We start from the raw sequence: 17,233 nt of genomic DNA on the forward strand, positions 1-17,233 counted from the left end.
TGTGGCTTTTCAAGTGGATAAACGCGCTAATAGGCAACCTTTGGTTTTCAAATGGAAACAATCCATGAGTGAGATGGATGACCTGGCGGCGTTTGCCGTATTGATCGAAGCCGGCAGTTTTACCGTAGCGGCTGAGCAGTTGGGTTGCAGCAAAGGGCAATTGTCCAAGCGCATCAGCCAGTTGGAGGCGGGGTATTCGGTGGTGTTGCTGCACCGCACCACGCGCAAGCTCAGCCTGACCGCTGCCGGCGCGGCGTTGTTGCCTCAGGCGCAGGCGTTGGTAGTGCAGGTCGAACGGGCGCGTCAGGCACTGGCCCGGCTCAAGGACGATTTGGCCGGGCCGGTGCGTATGACGGTTCCGGTGTCATTGGGCGAAACCTTCTTCGATGGCTTGTTGCTGGAGTTTTCCGAGCACTATCCGCAGGTGCAGCTCGAACTGGAGCTGAACAACAGCTACCGCGACCTGGCGCGGGATGGCTTTGACCTGGGGGTACGCTCGGGTGCCATCGAAAATGAGCGGCTGGTGGCCAAGCCACTGCTAGCCTGGCACGAGATGACCTGTGCCAGCCCGGCCTACCTGGAGCAGCACGGCGAACCGCTGACCCCGGCTGATCTGGCGTCCCACACCTGCCTGCTCAACAGCCACTACAGCGGCCGCGAGGAGTGGCTGTACCACCAGCAGCACGAACTGTTGCGTGTGCGGGTGAGCGGGACCTTCGCCTCCAATCACTACAACCTGTTGAAAAAGGCCGCCCTGGTGGGCGCCGGTATTGCGCGGCTGCCTTCCTACGTTTTACCGGCGGAACTGGCTGACGGCCGATTGCGCTGGCTGCTGCGGGATTATCAGACGCGGAGCCTGCCGATGTACCTGGTGCATCCCTATCAGGGCGGCTTGCCGCGACGCACCCTAGTGTTGGCCGACTACCTGGTGGACTGGTTCAAGCGCAGCGGCGAAGCCCTCGACCGACTCTAGCGATAACGGCGGGCGATCAGGTAGTCGACGGAGAGGCGACCCGGGCCTTTGGCCACTAACAGCAGTAGGACGGCCAGCCAGGTGCCGTGGGTCGGGTAGGCATCGGGGTACACGAACAGTTGAATGGTCAGGGTCATGGCAATCAGCGCCAGGGCCGAAAAGCGCGTGGCCAAGCCCAGCAGGATCAGCACGGGGAAGAAGTGTTCGGCAAATGCCGCCATGTGCGCGGCCACTTCCGGTGACAGCCAGGGCAGCTTGTATTCGCTGCGAAACAGCGGCAGCGTCGAGGCGGCGAGGCGCGGCGCGCCCAGTTGGAAGGTGCCGCTGATCAAGTCGATGGCAAAGCCTTCGACTTTGGTTTGCCCGGACTTCCAGAACACCGCAGCGATGGAGAAGCGTGCGAGAAAGGCGATCAAGCTGTAGGGGATTTGTTCAAAAAGTTGGATGGCCCGTTTAATCAGGCACGGTGATTGAGGGTTCATGACGATACCTTGTGTTCCAGAGACAGATGAGTGATGGCGGCTTGATTGATCAGCAACGCCAGGCATTGGTGCAGGTCGAACTCGGCCGACGCCTCCAGTGCGTGCGTGAGCGCGTCCTCCAGCATCGCGCCCTGGTTCAGGCTGTCGATAAACGCCACCGAGCCGCTGTCGATGGCGAACACCTTGACCTCCAGGCCCCGGCGCAACACCAGGGCGCCTTGGGCGTGCCAGGGATTCAACGTGGCAATCGCGCCCTCGGTGTGGTGCGCCGCCCACACGGCGACGACGGCGTAGCGGGAGTTCAACGTGGCCAGGGATGGGTGCAATTGCAGGCGCAATGTGCCCAGTTCGGTGTGTGCTTGCAGTTGCTGCAGAACAGCCTGCGGTTCCAGCGCCGGGGCATCCGCCGCGTGATAGGCACGGACCCGCAAGCGCTCCAATCGCGCGACATCCGCCAGGTAAGGCACGCTCGCGGCCGGTTCAAAGCCCTGGATAAAGTCGGAAAATGTAGCGCCGTACTCACTGATCACCGGGCTGCTGGGCGGGCTCACCTGTACGTAGCAGCCGGCCATGGCGCGGAAAAACTCATCGCCTACCAGTTGCAACGTCACCGGGTAAGCGCTCGCCAGCGCATTGATCAATGAGCTGTGGACATTGTTGCGATACACCGCAAAGCGGCTGGCCGGGTCGGCGCCGTTGCTGCTGAACAGGCCGTCGGGGCAGGCCTGGTCCGGCGCGAGCAGGGCGGCGGAAAAGTCTTCGAGGAGGCTCATGGGCGCACCTGCAACAAGTGCCGTTCGGCCTGTTGAGCCTCGGCCAGCAGCACGCTGAAGGCCGGTACCTGGTTATCCCTTTCGATCAACGTGGCCACCGGGCCGGTACGCGCGAGTACGTGCTCGTACAACTGCCAGACGGCGTTATCGATGGGCGCGCCGTGATCATCGATCAGCAGGCGCTCGCCCAGGCTGTCGGTGTCTTCGGCAAAGCCTGCCAGATGAATCTCAGCCACGGCGTGCAAGGGCAGGGCGTCGATGTAGGCCAACGGGTCACGCTGATGGTTGATACACGACACGTAGACGTTATTGACGTCCAGCAGCAGGCCGCAGCCGGTGCGGCGGATGATTTCGCCGATGAAGTCCGTTTCGTCGAGGGTCGAGCGCTGGAACTGCAGGTAGGTCGAGGGGTTCTCCAGCAGCATTGGGCGCTTGAGGGTGCTCTGGACCTGATCAACGTGTTCGCACACTCGATTGAGGGCGGCGACATCGTAGGCCAGGGGCAGCAAGTCGTTGAAAAACACCGGGCCGTGGGTCGACCAGGCCAGGTGTTCGGAAAAGGCGCGGGGTTGATAGCGCTCAATCAGCGTCGCGAGCCGTGCCAGGTGCTCACGGTCCAGCGGGCCTTCGCCGCCGATGGACAGGCCCACGCCGTGCAGCGACAGCGGGTACTGCGCACGAATCAAACTCAGGTAGTGATGAAACGGGCCGCCGGCCACCATGTAGTTTTCGGCATGCACTTCAAAAAAACCGATATCGGGGCAGGTGTCGAGCACTTCGGCGAAGTGCTCGTGCTTCAGCCCCAGCCCGGCCCGCAAGGGGAGGCCGGGTACCTGAGCCGCTGAGGGCGTTTGCAGGAACGGAAGCGTCATCATCAGTACTCAGGCTGGGGGCTGTTTCAGGACTTGGCGGTAAAGGCGGCTTCCTGGCCGAAACCGCTCGGCGAGGTGGTGCTTGGGGTTTGGGTGCAGGTGCCGGCCGGGACCAGTTTCCAGGCATTCGCCTGATCCTTGGTTTTGGACGTGCCGGCGCAGGAAGTGCCAGCGCCGGCGGCGCAATCGTTCTTGCCGGCTTCAGCGACGCCGAAGCATTTCTGCATGTCGTCGGCAGCGTGGGCGCTGGTGGTCAGGGCGGACAGGCTCAGCGCGGAACCCAGGGCCAGGACGAGGGAAGCGGCGGACAGCGAACGGGTTTTTACGGTCATGGTGTATCTCCAGCAGTGGGTTGAGTTGGCGGGCATGATTGCCTGCTTGTACCACTAGAGGCTGGACGCTGGAATTCGTTACAAGTCGTTTGAAAAATATTTCAGCGATCACCCGAAACAAATGTGGGAGGGGGCTTGCCCCCGATGACGGTATATCAGTCACATGTTCTGTGCCTGACATGGCGCCATCGGGGGCAAGCCCCCTCCCACATTTAGCAACCGGGTGTTAACCGCCGAGGTACGCCTCACGCACCTTCGGATCGGTCAGCAACTGCTCACCCGTGCCCTGCATCACCACCCGGCCGTTTTCCAGCACATAGGCGCGGTCGGCGATTTTCAGCGCCTGGTTGGCGTTCTGTTCGACCAGGAACACCGTCACACCGTCCTTGCGCAGCTGTTCGATGATGTCGAAGATCTGCTGGATGATGATCGGTGCCAGGCCCAGGGAGGGTTCGTCGAGCAGCAACAGCTTGGGCTTGCTCATCAGTGCGCGGCCGATGGCGAGCATTTGCTGCTCGCCGCCGGACATGGTGCCGCCGCGCTGGCTGAAGCGTTCCTTGAGCCTGGGGAACAGGTGCAGCACCTTGTCCATCTGCTCCTGGTAGTCGCCCTTGTCGGTGAAGAACCCGCCCATGGCCAGGTTCTCTTCGACGGTCAGGCGCGAAAACACCCGTCGGCCTTCCGGCACCACGGCAATGCTTTTACGCATGATGTGCGACGACTGCTGGCCCACCAGCTCTTCGCCCATGTAGCGGATGCTGCCGCTGTGGGCCTGCGGCGAACCGCACAGGGTCATCAACAAGGTCGACTTGCCGGCACCGTTGGCGCCGATCAGCGTGACGATCTCACCCTGGCGCACTTCGACGTTGACGCTGTGCAGGGCCTGGATCTTGCCGTAGAAAGTGGAAACGTTTTCGAATTGCAGCATTTTACGCTTCCCCCAGATAGGCTTTGATCACTTCAGGATTGTCGCGGATCTGCTCCGGCGTACCGTCGGCCAGGGGCGTGCCCTGGTTGATCACCACGATGTGGTCGGAAATGCTCATGACCAGTTTCATGTCGTGTTCGATCAACAGCACCGTGGCGTTGTTTTCCTCACGCAACACGCCGATCAGCGCCTTGAGGTCTTCGGTTTCCTTGGGGTTCAAACCGGCGGCCGGTTCGTCGAGCATCAGGATCCGCGGGCGGGTCATCATGCAGCGGGCGATTTCCAGGCGACGTTGCTGCCCATAGGCCAGGGTGCCGGCGGGGCGGTTGGCGAACTCGGTGAGGTTGACCTTGTCCAGCCAATACTCCGCGTATTCCATGGCCTCGCGCTCGCTCTTGCGGAACGCCGGGGTCTTGAACAAGCCAGCGAAGAAGTTGGTGTTCAAGTGACGGTGCTGAGCGATCAGCAGGTTTTCGACCGCCGTCATGTCTTTGAACAACCGCACGTTCTGGAAGGTCCGCACCACGCCCTTGCGGGCGATCTCGTGACCGGCCAGGCCCTGGATCGGCTGGCCGTCGAGCAGGATGCTGCCACCGCTGGGCTTGTAGAAACCGGTGAGGCAGTTGAACACCGTGGTCTTGCCGGCGCCGTTGGGGCCGATCAGCGCAACCACTTGTTTTTCCTTCACGGTCAGGGCCACGCCATTGACCGCCAGCAAGCCGCCGAAGCGCATGCTCAAGTTTTCGACTTTCAGGATTTCGCGGCTCATTTGCGCAGCTCCATGTGTGGACGTTGCATGGGCAGCAGGCCTTGAGGACGCCAGATCATCATCAGCACCATCATGGCGCCGAACATCAACATGCGGTATTCGCTGAACTCACGCATCATTTCCGGCAGCAGGATCATCACGATCGCCGCGAGAATCACGCCCAACTGCGAGCCCATGCCACCCAGTACCACGATGGCGAGGATGATCGCCGACTCGATAAAGGTGAACGACTCCGGCGTCACCAGGCCTTGGCGAGCGGCGAAGAAGCTGCCGGCAAAACCGGCGAACGCAGCGCCCAGGGTGAACGCGGACAGCTTGATGATGGTCGGGTTCAGGCCCAGGGCCCGGCAGGCGATTTCATCTTCGCGCAGCGCTTCCCACGCACGGCCGATCGGCATGCGCAGCAGGCGGTTGATCACGAACAATGCGGCCAGGGCCAGCAACAGCGCTACCAGGTACAGGAACACCACTTTGCTCACCGGGTTGTAGGCAATCCCGAAGTACTCGTGGAAGGTCTGCATGCCTTCGGCGGCGGAGCGCTCGAACGACAGCCCGAAGAACGTCGGCTTGGGAATGCTGCTGATGCCGTTGGGGCCACCGGTGATGTCGGTCAGGTTACGCAGGAACAGTCGGATGATTTCCCCGAAGCCCAGGGTCACGATGGCCAGGTAGTCACCGCGCAGGCGCAGTACCGGGAAGCCCAGCAGGAAGCCGAACGTCGCCGCCATCAGACCGGCGAGGGGCAGACAAACCCAGAAGCTCCAGCCCAGGTAGTGCGAGAGCAGCGCGTAGGTGTAGGCACCCACGGCGTAGAAGCCCACATAACCCAGGTCGAGCAGGCCGGCCAGACCGACCACGATGTTCAGGCCCAGGCCCAGCAACACGTAGATCAGGATAAGGGTGGCGATGTCGACCGCACCGCGCGAGCCGAAGAACGGCCAGATCAGCGCGGCCACGATCAGGCCGATGATGATGTAGCGCTGGGTGCGCGGCAGGGTCAGGAATTGGCTGACCTTGGGCGATACCAGCGGGCCACGGTTGCCCTTGAACAAGGCGCCGACCTGCCGCGTGAACAGCACGCGCAGGAACATCAGCACCGAACACAGGGCAATGATGGTCAGGGTCACGGGACCGGTGCCATGCACTTCCAGGTTGATGCCGACAATGCTCAGCTTGAGGCCGAGTACCGGAAAGGCCACGGCCCACACCAACAGGGCGCTGAAAAACGCCGATTTAAGATATCTGCTCATACTTTCTCAACCTCCGGACGGCCGAGGATGCCGGTCGGACGGAACAACAGCACCAGAACCAAAAGGCCAAACGCGACGACGTCCTTGTACTGGTCGCCGAAGATATCGGCACCAAACGCCTCGGCCACACCCAGCACCAGCCCGCCGAGCATGGCGCCCGGAATGCTGCCGATGCCGCCCAATACCGCTGCGGTAAAGGCCTTGAGGCCGACCAGGAAACCGGCGTTGGGGTTGATCACGCCGTACTGCATGCTCAGCAACACGGCAGCGACGGCCGCCAGCGCGGCACCGATGACGAAGGTCAGGGCGATGATGTTGTTGGTGTTGATGCCCAGCAGGTTGGCCATCTTGATGTCTTCGGCGCAGGCCCGGCAGGCGCGCCCCAGACGGGAGCGGGAAATGAACAGGGTCAGGCCCAGCATGGCCACCAGGGTGACGACGAAGACCAGGATCTGCATGTACGAAATCAGCACTTCTTGTGCGCCGCCTGGGCCGAAGGAGAAACTCCCCGGGATCAGGTTGGGAATGGACTTGTCCTTGGAGTCCTGGGACAGCAATACGGTGTTCTGCAGGAAAATCGACATGCCGATGGCGGAAATCAGCGGGATCAAACGGTTGCTGCCACGCAAGGGACGATAGGCAACCCGTTCGATACTGTAGCCATAGGCACTGGTTACGACGATCGACGCCAGGAACGCGGCGGTCATCAACAACGGCAGGGAGTGGATACCCAGCATGGCCAGCCCGGCAAGGGCAATGAAGGCCACGTAGGAACCAATCATGTAGACCTCGCCATGGGCGAAGTTGATCATTCCAATGATGCCGTAAACCATTGTGTAGCCAATGGCTATCAAGGCATAGGTGCTGCCAATGGTCAGGCCATTAACCAGCTGTTGGAAAAAATGATAGATCTCAGGCATTACAACGCTCCTAAAAACCCGATACGCATTTCACTGGTGGAGTCATGTTCCGGCCCTGCGCTGTGTTCTGTGAGCACATTTGCGCAAAGCGTTTGCCAGCGAACCGCTGGTGACGGTTTTAAGATTTTCAGGTGAGCCAGCGCCCGGATCGCGGGTGACAGGCCCATAAACCTCGTAAAACAAAGCCCACTGCTCTCACAGTGGGCTTGTTGACCAGTAACGCCTGGCTTACTGAGGGGAAACTTCGGTTTTCGGTTTGCCGAAGTGCCATTCGTAGACCACGAACTTGAAGTCCTTCAGGTCGCCCTTGGCGTCGAAGCTCAGATCGCCGGTAGGGGTCTTGAAGGTGCCCGCGTGGATGGCTTCGGCCACTTTGGCGGTGTCTTCGCTTTTCGCGGCTTTGATACCACCGGCGATGACTTCAATGGCCGAGTAGGCCGGGAACACGAACGGACCGGTTGGGTCCTGCTTGTTCTTGGTGAACTCTTCAACGATCGCCTTGTTGGCCGGATCGGTGTCGAAAGACTTCGGCAGGGTCACCAGCAGGCCTTCGGAAGCGCCCTGGGCGATTTGCGAGATAGAGTCGTTGCCGACGCCTTCTGGGCCCATGAACTTGGCGTTCAGGCCTTTTTCCTTGGCTTGGCGCAGGATCAGGCCCAGCTCAGGGTGGTAGCCGCCGTAGTAGACGAAGTCGACGTTGGCTTGCTTGAGGGTCTGGATGATCGAGGAGAAGTCCTTGTCACCGGCGTTCAGGCCTTGGAAGACGGCAGCCTTGATGCCTTTCTTCTCGAGGGTCTGTTTAACGGCAGTGGCGATGCCTTCACCGTATTGCTGCTTGTCGTGCAGCACGGCAACGATCTTCGGCTTCACGTGGTCGGCGATGTAGTTGCCGGCCGCGGGGCCTTGGGCGCTGTCCAGGCCGATGGTGCGGAAGATCAGCTTGTAGCCGCGGGCGGTGATTTCCGGGCTGGTGGCAGCCGGGGTAATCATGATCACGCCTTCGTCTTCATAAATGTCGGACGCTGGCTGAGTGGAGCTGGAGCACAGGTGACCGACCACGAACTTGACGCCGTCGTTGACCACTTTGTTGGCGACCGCAACGGCTTGCTTGGGATCGCAGGCGTCGTCGTATTCCTTGGCTTCGAGCATTTTGCCATCGACGCCGCCTTTGGCGTTGATGTCGGCGATCGCCTGTTTGGCGCCCATGAACTGCATGTCGCCATATTGTGTGACAGGACCGGTTTTAGGGCCGGCGATGCCGATCTTGATGGTGTCGGCTGCGAACGAATGGCTGGCAACCCCGGCCAGGACCATAGCGGCAAACAGTTTGGAAATCTGCTTAGTAGCCTTATTCATAGTGCTCCACTCTTACTGTTGTATTTTTTATAGTTCTAGCGGCCTTGTGAGCTGCAGAACCGGATCAGATATCTCGAATATCCCCCCGGCAGTGCCCTGGCAACTGTACCGGTACAGTGTAGAGCGCCGGTTGATCGCTTGAAAAGCTGGCTGCTGGGGGCAATATACGGGCGTGTCGCTTAAATGAAAGAAAAAGACAGAATTGCGGCGGGTGGCTGCCGCAGTGGCGGGCAATCCGTGGCTTTCCTGACGCTTTCAATCGCTCACTCATTTGCAACTGGGTTTTTCTACGAGAGACACGACGTTATGATTGCGCCGATTTTTTCCCAAGGTGAATTCCCATGACGCAAGAACCTAGCACCCTCTATGCCAAGCTGCTCGGTGAAACCGCCGAAATCTCCTGGAAGGAGCTTGAACCGTTCTTTGCCAAGGGTGCCCTATTGTGGGTCGACGCCGGCCTGGATTTGATCGAGGCGGCCGAGGGCATGGCCGAGGATCAGCGCGATAAAGTCGCTGCCTGGCTGGCCTCGGGTAGCCTTGGCGAAGTGTCTGCGACGCGGGCATTGGACCTGCTGGAGCGCGATCCGAGCTTGTGGGCGGTGGTGGTTTCGCCGTGGATTCTGATCCAGGAAAGGGCAGCGTAAGAAACGTCTGCGCGAAAATGGTGCGTTGTTTGCGCCGCTGTAAGTGTGTAGCGGAGTAACCGCGGATGCGGTGATGGCATCTTGCCGTGGAGAAAGGTCACAGGTGCGGGTGACGTGCGCGTCACGGGAACAGTTTTGCTGACGGCGAAATGCTGGGGGAATTGTTTCGGGGTGTGAGCCGATCGCCATGGCGAGGGAGCAAGCTCCCTCGCCACATAAGCCTAGGCTGTCTTGCCGGTATGGTTGTTCAACGAAATAATCTTGGTCTTGCCGATCCGATGACGGTAAATCTCGCGCAGGTACTTGATCGCCTTCTTCACGCAATCCCGTGATAGGCGAATGTCATTGATCGAGACAAACTTATCTTTGTCATTGATCAACTCGCGGTACTTCTTCTCATACATCGGCTTGATCGCGTACCAGTTGGTATCGAGGATCTTTGCCGGGTTTTCAAACTCGTTGAGCAGTTCGTCGATACGGTCTTCGTCGAAGTCCTCGTGGATGATGAAGTCCAGGATCGAGTTGTCCAGCGTGTCATCGAAACGGTACGGGTTGCGCGCAAAGCAGCGTTTGATGAACGCCACGATCAGCGTCAGGAAATCATCCGACAGGCACGGGCTCTTGGCGATCAGGGTGGTCAGCGACAGGTTGGCCGACGCGCCGATCACCAGGGCGTAGCGCTTGAGCGTGGTGTTGGGGAACAGGCTGTTGAGGTGGGTCTTGAGGCGGTTCAGGTCCATGTAGGACAGTTTGTAGTCCTTGGGCAGCGACACGATCGACACCACCGACGAGCAGTTCTTGAAGAAGTGCAGGTCGTGCAGCGCCGCCGCGTCATAACCGGAGTTCTTGTACTGCTCCAGGGAGGCTTTGTAGCGCTTGGACTCGATCGGCAGCAGGCTGATGCCTTCGATGGCCTGGGTGACTTTGTTGAAGTGCGGCAGGTCGATGGAGCGGAAGAACAGGTCGTCGATGTTCAGGCGCTGCGGCTCTTTGTCGAACACCTTGAACTTGTCACTCGACGGCGCCGGGGTTTCCGGGACCACCGATTCGGCGTAGGCAATCGCCACCGGGCCGGCCAGGCTCATGAACAGGTCGTTGGCATCCAGGCGGATGGTTTCGCCGATGTCGATACCGGCGCGACGGAAGTAGTTCTGATCGTAGTCGGTGGTGACCGCCTGGGCGGTAAGAATGTTGAAGATCTGTTGTGAGATGTACTGGTTGGCGTGCTTTTCCATGGCATTGACATCAATGTTCTGGATATTGCCGTCATCGCTCTCTTCGGCGTAACGCATGATGTCGTTGGAGATCAGCATCATCGCGTTCCACGGGCGGATACGCCCCTTGACGCTGGCTTCGCTGCTGTCTTCATTGGCGAAGTTGTACGAGAAATCCCATTCTTCCGACAGATACTTGCACAGCAGCCGCCCGGCGTTGATGTGCAGCGCCTCGGACATTTCGCTGCGGTGGTCGGAGATGTTCGGCAGCACGCAGATGCCGCTGGTGAAGATCGGTTCGAAGACGAAGGCGTGGCCGCTTTTGCTGTCGTGCTCGTCGGCCGGCTTGGTGTCGAACGTCTTGTTCATGTACGAATGCTGCTGGGCCAGGCCGAACTCCGACGCCATGCCCGAGCCGGTGCCGCCGCCGGCGCTGAAGATCGAGAAGTACAGGCGCGACTGGTTGGCCTTGATGCCGCAGGAGTCGATCAGGTACGAATGGATCATCTTCCAGTCGGGGCTGGAAAAACGCTGGGTGTCTTTATTGAGGATGATCTTGGCCAGATACTGGCCAAGGATCGGCGCGTTACCGGCGCCGCCGGCATGGACTTCCGAGAGGTCCATGATTTTCATCTTGCTGTAGTCGCGCAGGAAGCCGCTTTTTTCACCCTTGCGCGAGAAGCGGATGCGCCCGGCGATGTCCTTGTCCAGGTCGCCCAGCATCACCAAGGGTTCCACCAGGAACACCGGTTTGCTGGCTTTGCCGCTGCCCAGGCGCAGGTTGTTGCGAATCCACTGGGCCGGGCTGTAGCCCTTGTCTGTCGACTTGTCTTCGGTACTGAACTCGTTCAGGTAGAACTTGCGTGCGTTGTAGACCAACTCGGCCACGTCCAGCGCAATGTTCGAACCGCAGCGGCCCAGGCCGATCAGGCACACCGAGGGAAATTCCTGCTCGCTGCGCGGCTCGCCGTCGACTTCCTGGTGGGGCAGGCGCGGGAACACCATGTCGCGCAGGCCGTCGAGGTTGTCGAGGATGCGGTCGGTATTGGTCTCGGTGAAGTACAGGTATTGCTGGGTTGCCGCCGGACGCGGGCTGCTCAATGACTTTGAACCTGAAGGTTTTTCCGCAGGAGCTGTCGGCAACACATCGGAGACCACGGTGGCAGGGTTATTTTTAGAAGTCATTGTGCGCCATGTACCTGGGCGGATGGCTGTGAAATATTAAAAAGCCATCACTGAGTGGGAGTTCGCGACTTTACAGTGCGTCCGGGTCCGGGACGATAGGTTTACCCCTAGTGATTCAAGGGGAAATCCCGGCCCGACTCTGATGAATCGGCCGTTTATCGAAGTTCTTTAGATAAATGATGGCGAAATGCCAAAGATTAGACGTCAGTGACTCGGCCTGATGATGCCGGTGAGGCCGCTGCGGCCACGGGAAGTGTCTCTCGACGCTGGCGCCTCCTTGGATCACGTTCATGATCTCGCCGGCAGGCACCGCAAGGCTCAACAGCTAATCTTGACGAAATCCCCCCTGTTTGAGCGCCAGCTTGATGCTAAGCGCTGATGGGCAGGTCCAGCTCGAAGGGCGGTGCCTCCAGCGGCGCCAGGCCGAATGCTGCGCGAGCGGCATCGCAATCGGTGCTTTGCACGCCTTGGCTCCAGGATGAGTCGAACTCTCGGCACACGCTGGAGCGCTGCTCATAGATGGTGCAACGGGTGCCTTTGCCCACCTCGCCCTCAAGGCTGCAGCAGCGCGCGGGTTTCTGGTCGGTGCCGATCATTGCCACGCGGGTGTGGTTGATCTGCACCACCAGGTCATCGGGCACCGTGCCCCCCGACGAGGCGCACTCCCCCCAGAAGAAAGACACACGGAAGTGTGAACAGCAGGCACCGCAATTCAGACACGGACTGGCTTCGGACATGGGCGTCATCGATAAGGAAAGTAAGAGGGGGTGCTACAGGACGGCTCACCATTCTAATCGCGTCATGGCCGTTGGGAAGAGGGGAGCACACTTATATCTTTCGTAGGAAAAGCCTCGTAGTTTCGGGTGAAATCATGCCCTATCAGCTTTACGAATCATTACAGACAACCGCTGCCGGCCTGACTATGTTGCAGGGACCAGAGCAGGATGCATCGGGCATCACAGCTCTCATAACAATAAAAGAGACGGACCCATGCAGAACTCGACCCAAGCGACGAATGCCTGGCGCATTCTGTTCCTGCTGTTCCTCGCCAACCTGTTCAACTTCTTCGACCGCACCATTCCGGCGATCATCATCGAGCCGATCCGCATGGAATGGCACCTGAGCGACTTCCAGCTCGGCATCATCGGCACCGCCTTCACCATCGTCTACGCCATTGCCGGTCTGCCGCTCGGGCGCCTGGCCGACACGGGTTCGCGCAGCAAACTCATGGGGTGGGGCCTGTTCGCCTGGAGCGGGCTGACGGCGATCAACGGCATGGTCGGCAGCTTCTGGGCCTTCCTGCTGGTACGCATGGGCATCGGTATCGGCGAAGCCAGCTACGCGCCAGCGGCCAACTCGCTGATTGGCGATCTGTTCCCGGCCCACCGTCGTGCGCGGGCCATGGGCATTTTCATGCTGGGCTTGCCGTTGGGCCTGTTGCTGGCGTTCTTTACCATTGGCGCGATGGTCAAGGCGTTCGACAGCTGGCGCGCGCCGTTCTTCATTGCTGCCGTGCCGGGACTGATCCTCGCGGTCTTCATGTTCTTTATCAAGGAACCCAAGCGCGGCGCGGCAGAAACCGTGCAAGTCTCCCAGGAACCCGTCGACCGCCCGATCCGCCGCGTGCTGGCAGTGCCGACCTTCCTCTGGCTGGTGCTGGCCGGGCTGTGCTTCAACTTCGCGACCTATGCGTGTAACTCGTTCCTGGTGCCGATGCTGCAGCGCTATTTCCTGATGCCGTTGCAGGAAGCGGCTGTGGCCACCGGGGTGATCGTCGGGTTGACCGGCCTGGTCGGCCTGACGTTGGGCGGCTGGGTTGCCGACAAGATCCATCAACGGGTTGCCAATGGCCGGCTGCTGTTTGCCGCGTGCAGCCTGATCATTTCCACCGCCACCACCGCCTGGGCCTTACATGCAGGGCGTATCGAGATTGGGGTGTTTGTCGCGTTGTTCAGCGTGGGCTGGTTGTTTGCCTACAACTTCTACACCTGCGTATACACGGCGATCCAGGACGTGGTCGAACCGCGCCTGCGGGCCACGGCGATGGCGCTGTTCTTTGCCGGCTTGTACTTGCTGGGCGGCGGCATGGGGCCGGTGGTGGTGGGGGGCTTGTCCGATCATTTCGCCCATTCGGCGATGTATGCCGCCGGGGCGGAGCAGATGACCGAGGCTTATAAAGCGGTGGGGTTGCATGACGCCATGTACCTGATTCCGGTGGCGCTGTTCTTGACCATGCTGTTTCTGTTCCAAGCCTCGCGGACCTTCGTGCGCGATGCCAAGCGGATGAAGGAGGGGTTGGTGGCTGTTGAGGTGCCGGCGGCGGTCATAGCTTGAGGCCTGTGTGACGCCATCGCAGGCAAGCCAGCTCCCACATTGATCGGAGATCGACATGACAACTCGGCCAAATGTGGGAGCCGGGCTTGCCCGCGATGACGCCTTCAAAGCCAACGATAGGCTCAAGTGCATAAAAAAGGCCCGCATTGCGCGGGCCTTCTTTATTAGCAGAGCAGCGCAGCAATCAACCCGCCACCAACACCCGAATCGCTTCCAGGCGCAGCGCGGCCTTGTCGAGCATGGCCAGGCCTTGCTCGCGCTGTTGGCGCAGGGCAACCAGTTCGCTGTCGCGCACGGTTGGGTTGACGGCTTGCAACGCGGTCAGGCGCGCCAGTTCTTCGTCGGTGTCCGCTGCCAGGCGACGCTTGGCCTCGGCCACACGCTCGGCATGGCGCGGGGTGATCTTCTCTTCACCGGCGTTGATGCGCGGCGTCAACTGGTCGCGCTGGGCCTGGACGAATTTGTTGGCGCTGGCCCGTGGCACGCTTTCCAACTGGTCGTTCAAGGTTTCGAACGACACCCGGCCGGACAAGTCATTGCCATTGGCGTCCAGCAGGCAGCGCAGGGCGGCCGGTGGCAAGTAGCGGCCCAGTTGCAGCGAGCGCGGGGCGACCACTTCGCTGACGTAGAGCAGCTCCAGCAGCACGGTGCCGGCCTTGAGCGCCTTGTTCTTGATCAGCGCCACGGCGGTGTTGCCCATGGAACCGGACAGCACCAGGTCCATGCCGCCCTGTACCATCGGGTGTTCCCAGGTGATGAACTGCATGTCTTCGCGCGACAGCGCCTGGTTGCGGTCGTAGGTGATGGTCACGCCTTCGTCGTCGCCCAGGGGGAAGCTGGCATCGAGCATTTTTTCGCTGGGCTTGAGGATCAGCGCGTTTTCCGAGTGGTCTTCGCTGTCGATGCCGAACGCGTCGAACAGGGTTTCCATGTAGATCGGCAGGGCAAACTGGTCGTCTTGTTCCAGGATGTCTTCCACCAGCGCATCGCCTTCACCCGCACCGCCGGAGTTGAGCTCCAGCAAGCGGTCGCGGCCGGTGTGCAGTTCCTGTTCCAGGCGCTCGCGCTCGGCACGGGCTTCGTTGATCAGGGCTTGCCACTCGTCGTCGTCGGCGTTTTCCAGCAGCGGCAGCAGGCGCGGGCCGAACTGATGCTGCAAGGCGTTGCCGGTCGGGCAGGTGTTGAGGAACGCGTTCAGCGCTTCGTGGTACCACTGGAACAGGCGCTCTTGCGGGCTGGTTTCCAGGTACGGCACGTGCAGTTCGATCACATGTTTCTGGCCGATCCGGTCCAGACGGCCGATCCGCTGTTCGAGCAGGTCGGGGTGGGACGGCAGGTCGAACAGCACCAGGTGGTGGGAGAACTGGAAGTTGCGGCCTTCACTGCCGATTTCCGAACAGATCAGCACCTGGGCGCCAAATTCTTCATCGGCGAAGTAAGCGGCGGCGCGGTCACGCTCGAGGATGTTCATGCCTTCGTGGAACACCGTGGCCGGGATGCCGGAGCGCACGCGCAGGGCGTCTTCCAGGTCCATCGCGGTCTCGGCGTGGGCGCAGATCACCAGGACCTTGGTGCGCTTGAGCATTTTCAGCTGGTCGATCAGCCATTCGACCCGTGGGTCGAAGCGCCACCAGCGATTGTCTTCCTCGATATCCGGCTGCGACTGGAAGCTGACTTCCGGGTACAGCTCGGCGTGTTCGCCCAGCGGCAATTCGAGGTATTCGTCCGGGTTCGGCAGCGGGTAGGCGTGCAGCTTGCGCTCCGGGAAGCCTTGCACCGCGGCGCGGGTGTTGCGGAACAGCACGCGGCCAGTGCCGTGGCGGTCGAGCAGCTCACGCACCAGGCGTGCGCTGGCTTCGGTGTCGCCATCGTTGACGGCGGTGAGCAGCGCTTCACCTTCGTTGCCGAGGAAACCCTGGATGGTGGTGTGCGCGGCCGGGGAGAGGCGGCCCTTGTCCAGCAGCTCCTGCACCGCTTCGGCCACCGGGCGATAGTTTTCGCTTTCGGCGCGGAAGGCTTGCAGGTCGTGGAAGCGGTTCGGGTCCAGCAGGCGCAGGCGTGCGAAGTGGCTGTCCTGGCCCAGTTGTTCCGGGGTGGCGGTGAGCAGCAGCACGCCAGGGATGACCTCGGCAAGCTGTTCGACCAGCGAGTATTCGGCGCTGGCGTTGTCTTCATGCCAGACCAGGTGATGCGCTTCGTCGACCACCAGCAGGTCCCAGCCGGCGGCGAACAGCGCGTCCTGGGCCTTCTCGTCGTCCACCAGCCACTCCAGGGCCACCAGGGCCAACTGGGTGTCTTCGAACGGGTTGGCGGCATCGCTTTCGATGAAGCGTTCTTCGTCGAACAGCGCCACTTGCAGGTTGAAGCGGCGGCGCATTTCTACCAGCCACTGGTGCTGCAGGTTTTCCGGGACCAGGATCAGCACGCGGTTGGCGCGGCCGGACAGCAACTGGCGATGGATCACCAGGCCGGCTTCGATGGTCTTGCCCAGGCCCACTTCGTCGGCCAGCAATACCCGTGGCGCGATACGGTCGGCGACTTCACGGGCGATGTGCAATTGGTGAGCAATGGGTTGCGCACGCACGCCGCCCAGGCCCCACAGCGAAGATTGCAATTGGCGGCTGGTGTGTTCCAGGGTGTGGTAGCGCAGCGAGAACCAGGCCAGCGGGTCGATCTGCCCGGCGAACAGGCGGTCACTGGCCAGGCGGAACTGGATGAAGTTCGACAGTTGGGTTTCCGGCAGGGTGACCTGCTCGTTCTGCCCATTGAGGCCGTGGTAGACCAGCAGGCCGTCGACGTCGTCGACTTCTTGCACGGTCATTTTCCAGCCTTCGAAATGGGTGATGCTGTCGCCCGGCGAGAACCTCACGCGGGTGAGGGGCGCATTCCGTAGCGCATACTGGCGCGTGTCGCCAGTGGCCGGATAGAGCACGGTCAACAAGCGGCCGTCCTGTGCCAGAACGGTGCCTAACCCCAGCTCTGCTTCGCTGTCACTAATCCAGCGTTGCCCCGGTTGATACTGCTGCGCCATGCTGCCTGACTCCCGCCGTGAAAAAGCCGACTATCTTAACGGAACAAGGCCCTCATCCAAAGGACTCTGACAAAAACTCCGCGGTTTGCGCAGTGCATCGAGTGCTGAATCGACGGGTGGCGGGCACTTGCGAGTGTCGATTGGGTCACAGGTTGGCAAGCCTGCGCTCA

At 60.9% G+C, this 17,233-nt stretch carries 16 protein-coding genes; 4 read left to right on the forward strand and 12 right to left on the reverse strand.

What is annotated here, in order from left to right:
• Positions 1-64: 64 nt before the first annotated feature.
• Positions 65-973: a LysR family transcriptional regulator gene (locus J2Y83_RS06190; RefSeq protein ID WP_253393828.1), complete on the forward strand. Its 909-nt coding sequence runs from the start codon at positions 65-67 to the stop codon at positions 971-973.
• Here J2Y83_RS06190 and J2Y83_RS06195 read toward each other — a convergent pair.
• The 9 genes from J2Y83_RS06195 to J2Y83_RS06235 form a co-directional block, all read right to left on the reverse strand.
• Complete coding sequence (locus tag J2Y83_RS06195) at positions 970-1,455, reverse strand: DoxX family protein (RefSeq protein WP_253393830.1); 486 nt, start codon at positions 1,453-1,455, stop codon at positions 970-972. The two genes, J2Y83_RS06190 and J2Y83_RS06195, sit on opposite strands and share 4 nt — an antisense overlap.
• Positions 1,452-2,228 (reverse strand): HvfC/BufC N-terminal domain-containing protein, encoded by a 777-nt coding sequence (locus J2Y83_RS06200; RefSeq protein WP_253393832.1) that lies wholly within the window; start codon positions 2,226-2,228, stop codon positions 1,452-1,454. Before J2Y83_RS06200 ends, J2Y83_RS06195 begins: the two co-directional genes overlap by 4 nt.
• A complete protein-coding gene (bufB, locus tag J2Y83_RS06205) occupies positions 2,225-3,103 on the reverse strand; it encodes an MNIO family bufferin maturase (protein WP_253393834.1) in 879 nt (292 codons plus the stop codon). Before bufB ends, J2Y83_RS06200 begins: the two co-directional genes overlap by 4 nt.
• A 23-nt stretch (positions 3,104-3,126) precedes the next feature.
• Positions 3,127-3,432: a BufA1 family periplasmic bufferin-type metallophore gene (locus J2Y83_RS06210; protein ID WP_247397957.1), complete on the reverse strand. Its 306-nt coding sequence runs from the start codon at positions 3,430-3,432 to the stop codon at positions 3,127-3,129.
• Positions 3,433-3,658: 226 nt separating this feature from the next.
• A complete protein-coding gene (locus J2Y83_RS06215) occupies positions 3,659-4,360 on the reverse strand; it encodes an ABC transporter ATP-binding protein (protein ID WP_017844798.1) in 702 nt (233 codons plus the stop codon).
• Position 4,361: 1 nt separating this feature from the next.
• Positions 4,362-5,129, reverse strand: coding sequence for a high-affinity branched-chain amino acid ABC transporter ATP-binding protein LivG (gene livG / locus J2Y83_RS06220; RefSeq protein ID WP_012722652.1), 768 nt, complete (start codon positions 5,127-5,129; stop codon positions 4,362-4,364).
• Entirely contained in the window at positions 5,126-6,379 is a 1,254-nt protein-coding gene (locus J2Y83_RS06225) for a high-affinity branched-chain amino acid ABC transporter permease LivM (protein ID WP_253393836.1), read from the reverse strand. Before J2Y83_RS06225 ends, livG begins: the two co-directional genes overlap by 4 nt.
• Positions 6,376-7,299 (reverse strand): high-affinity branched-chain amino acid ABC transporter permease LivH, encoded by a 924-nt coding sequence (gene livH, locus J2Y83_RS06230; protein WP_253393838.1) that lies wholly within the window; start codon positions 7,297-7,299, stop codon positions 6,376-6,378. The genes J2Y83_RS06225 and livH overlap by 4 nt, the downstream gene beginning before the upstream one ends.
• A gap of 228 nt (positions 7,300-7,527) precedes the next feature.
• Positions 7,528-8,655 carry a branched-chain amino acid ABC transporter substrate-binding protein gene (locus tag J2Y83_RS06235; protein WP_253393840.1) on the reverse strand — a complete coding sequence of 376 codons (1,128 nt, stop codon included), beginning with the start codon at positions 8,653-8,655 and terminating at the stop codon, positions 7,528-7,530.
• 183 nt (positions 8,656-8,838) lie between these two features.
• On the opposite strand from J2Y83_RS06235, the gene J2Y83_RS06240 reads away from it, so the two are divergent.
• Both J2Y83_RS06240 and J2Y83_RS06245 read left to right on the forward strand, forming a co-directional pair.
• Positions 8,839-9,000: a hypothetical protein gene (locus J2Y83_RS06240; RefSeq protein ID WP_253393842.1), complete on the forward strand. Its 162-nt coding sequence runs from the start codon at positions 8,839-8,841 to the stop codon at positions 8,998-9,000.
• Positions 8,997-9,299, forward strand: a complete 303-nt coding sequence (locus tag J2Y83_RS06245) for a DUF2288 domain-containing protein (protein ID WP_017844802.1) — start codon at positions 8,997-8,999, stop codon at positions 9,297-9,299. The genes J2Y83_RS06240 and J2Y83_RS06245 overlap by 4 nt, the downstream gene beginning before the upstream one ends.
• A gap of 221 nt (positions 9,300-9,520) precedes the next feature.
• Here the strand turns inward: J2Y83_RS06245 and J2Y83_RS06250 are convergent, their stop codons facing one another.
• Both J2Y83_RS06250 and J2Y83_RS06255 read right to left on the reverse strand, forming a co-directional pair.
• The gene (locus J2Y83_RS06250) at positions 9,521-11,698 is read right to left on the reverse strand and encodes a hypothetical protein (protein WP_253393844.1); all 2,178 of its coding nucleotides are present in this window, start codon (positions 11,696-11,698) and stop codon (positions 9,521-9,523) included.
• A 368-nt stretch (positions 11,699-12,066) separates the two neighbouring features.
• Positions 12,067-12,435, reverse strand: coding sequence for a YkgJ family cysteine cluster protein (locus J2Y83_RS06255; protein WP_253393846.1), 369 nt, complete (start codon positions 12,433-12,435; stop codon positions 12,067-12,069).
• A 253-nt stretch (positions 12,436-12,688) separates the two neighbouring features.
• On the opposite strand from J2Y83_RS06255, the gene J2Y83_RS06260 reads away from it, so the two are divergent.
• Positions 12,689-14,032: a spinster family MFS transporter gene (locus J2Y83_RS06260; protein ID WP_253393848.1), complete on the forward strand. Its 1,344-nt coding sequence runs from the start codon at positions 12,689-12,691 to the stop codon at positions 14,030-14,032.
• A 184-nt stretch (positions 14,033-14,216) separates the two neighbouring features.
• On the opposite strand, the gene rapA is transcribed toward J2Y83_RS06260, so the two are convergent.
• Complete coding sequence (gene rapA / locus J2Y83_RS06265; RefSeq protein WP_253393849.1) at positions 14,217-17,063, reverse strand: RNA polymerase-associated protein RapA; 2,847 nt, start codon at positions 17,061-17,063, stop codon at positions 14,217-14,219.
• Positions 17,064-17,233: the final 170 nt, after the last annotated feature.

This window comes from Pseudomonas marginalis (assembly GCF_024169655.1).
Classification (GTDB): Bacteria; Pseudomonadota; Gammaproteobacteria; order Pseudomonadales; family Pseudomonadaceae; genus Aquipseudomonas; species Aquipseudomonas paraveronii.

Excerpts from the sequence above, each read along its gene's own strand:
- J2Y83_RS06190 (WP_253393828.1), top strand. The coding sequence starts at position 65 with ATGAGTGAGATGGATGACCTGGCGGCGTTTGCCGTATTGATCGAAGCC.
- J2Y83_RS06195 (WP_253393830.1), bottom strand. The coding sequence starts at position 1,455 with ATGAACCCTCAATCACCGTGCCTGATTAAACGGGCCATCCAACTTTTT.
- J2Y83_RS06200 (WP_253393832.1), bottom strand. The coding sequence starts at position 2,228 with ATGAGCCTCCTCGAAGACTTTTCCGCCGCCCTGCTCGCGCCGGACCAG.
- bufB (WP_253393834.1), bottom strand. The coding sequence starts at position 3,103 with ATGATGACGCTTCCGTTCCTGCAAACGCCCTCAGCGGCTCAGGTACCC.
- J2Y83_RS06210 (WP_247397957.1), bottom strand. The coding sequence starts at position 3,432 with ATGACCGTAAAAACCCGTTCGCTGTCCGCCGCTTCCCTCGTCCTGGCC.
- J2Y83_RS06215 (WP_017844798.1), bottom strand. The coding sequence starts at position 4,360 with ATGCTGCAATTCGAAAACGTTTCCACTTTCTACGGCAAGATCCAGGCC.
- livG (WP_012722652.1), bottom strand. The coding sequence starts at position 5,129 with ATGAGCCGCGAAATCCTGAAAGTCGAAAACTTGAGCATGCGCTTCGGC.
- J2Y83_RS06225 (WP_253393836.1), bottom strand. The coding sequence starts at position 6,379 with ATGAGCAGATATCTTAAATCGGCGTTTTTCAGCGCCCTGTTGGTGTGG.
- livH (WP_253393838.1), bottom strand. The coding sequence starts at position 7,299 with ATGCCTGAGATCTATCATTTTTTCCAACAGCTGGTTAATGGCCTGACC.
- J2Y83_RS06235 (WP_253393840.1), bottom strand. The coding sequence starts at position 8,655 with ATGAATAAGGCTACTAAGCAGATTTCCAAACTGTTTGCCGCTATGGTC.
- J2Y83_RS06240 (WP_253393842.1), top strand. The coding sequence starts at position 8,839 with ATGAAAGAAAAAGACAGAATTGCGGCGGGTGGCTGCCGCAGTGGCGGG.
- J2Y83_RS06245 (WP_017844802.1), top strand. The coding sequence starts at position 8,997 with ATGACGCAAGAACCTAGCACCCTCTATGCCAAGCTGCTCGGTGAAACC.
- J2Y83_RS06250 (WP_253393844.1), bottom strand. The coding sequence starts at position 11,698 with ATGACTTCTAAAAATAACCCTGCCACCGTGGTCTCCGATGTGTTGCCG.
- J2Y83_RS06255 (WP_253393846.1), bottom strand. The coding sequence starts at position 12,435 with ATGTCCGAAGCCAGTCCGTGTCTGAATTGCGGTGCCTGCTGTTCACAC.
- J2Y83_RS06260 (WP_253393848.1), top strand. The coding sequence starts at position 12,689 with ATGCAGAACTCGACCCAAGCGACGAATGCCTGGCGCATTCTGTTCCTG.
- rapA (WP_253393849.1), bottom strand. The coding sequence starts at position 17,063 with ATGGCGCAGCAGTATCAACCGGGGCAACGCTGGATTAGTGACAGCGAA.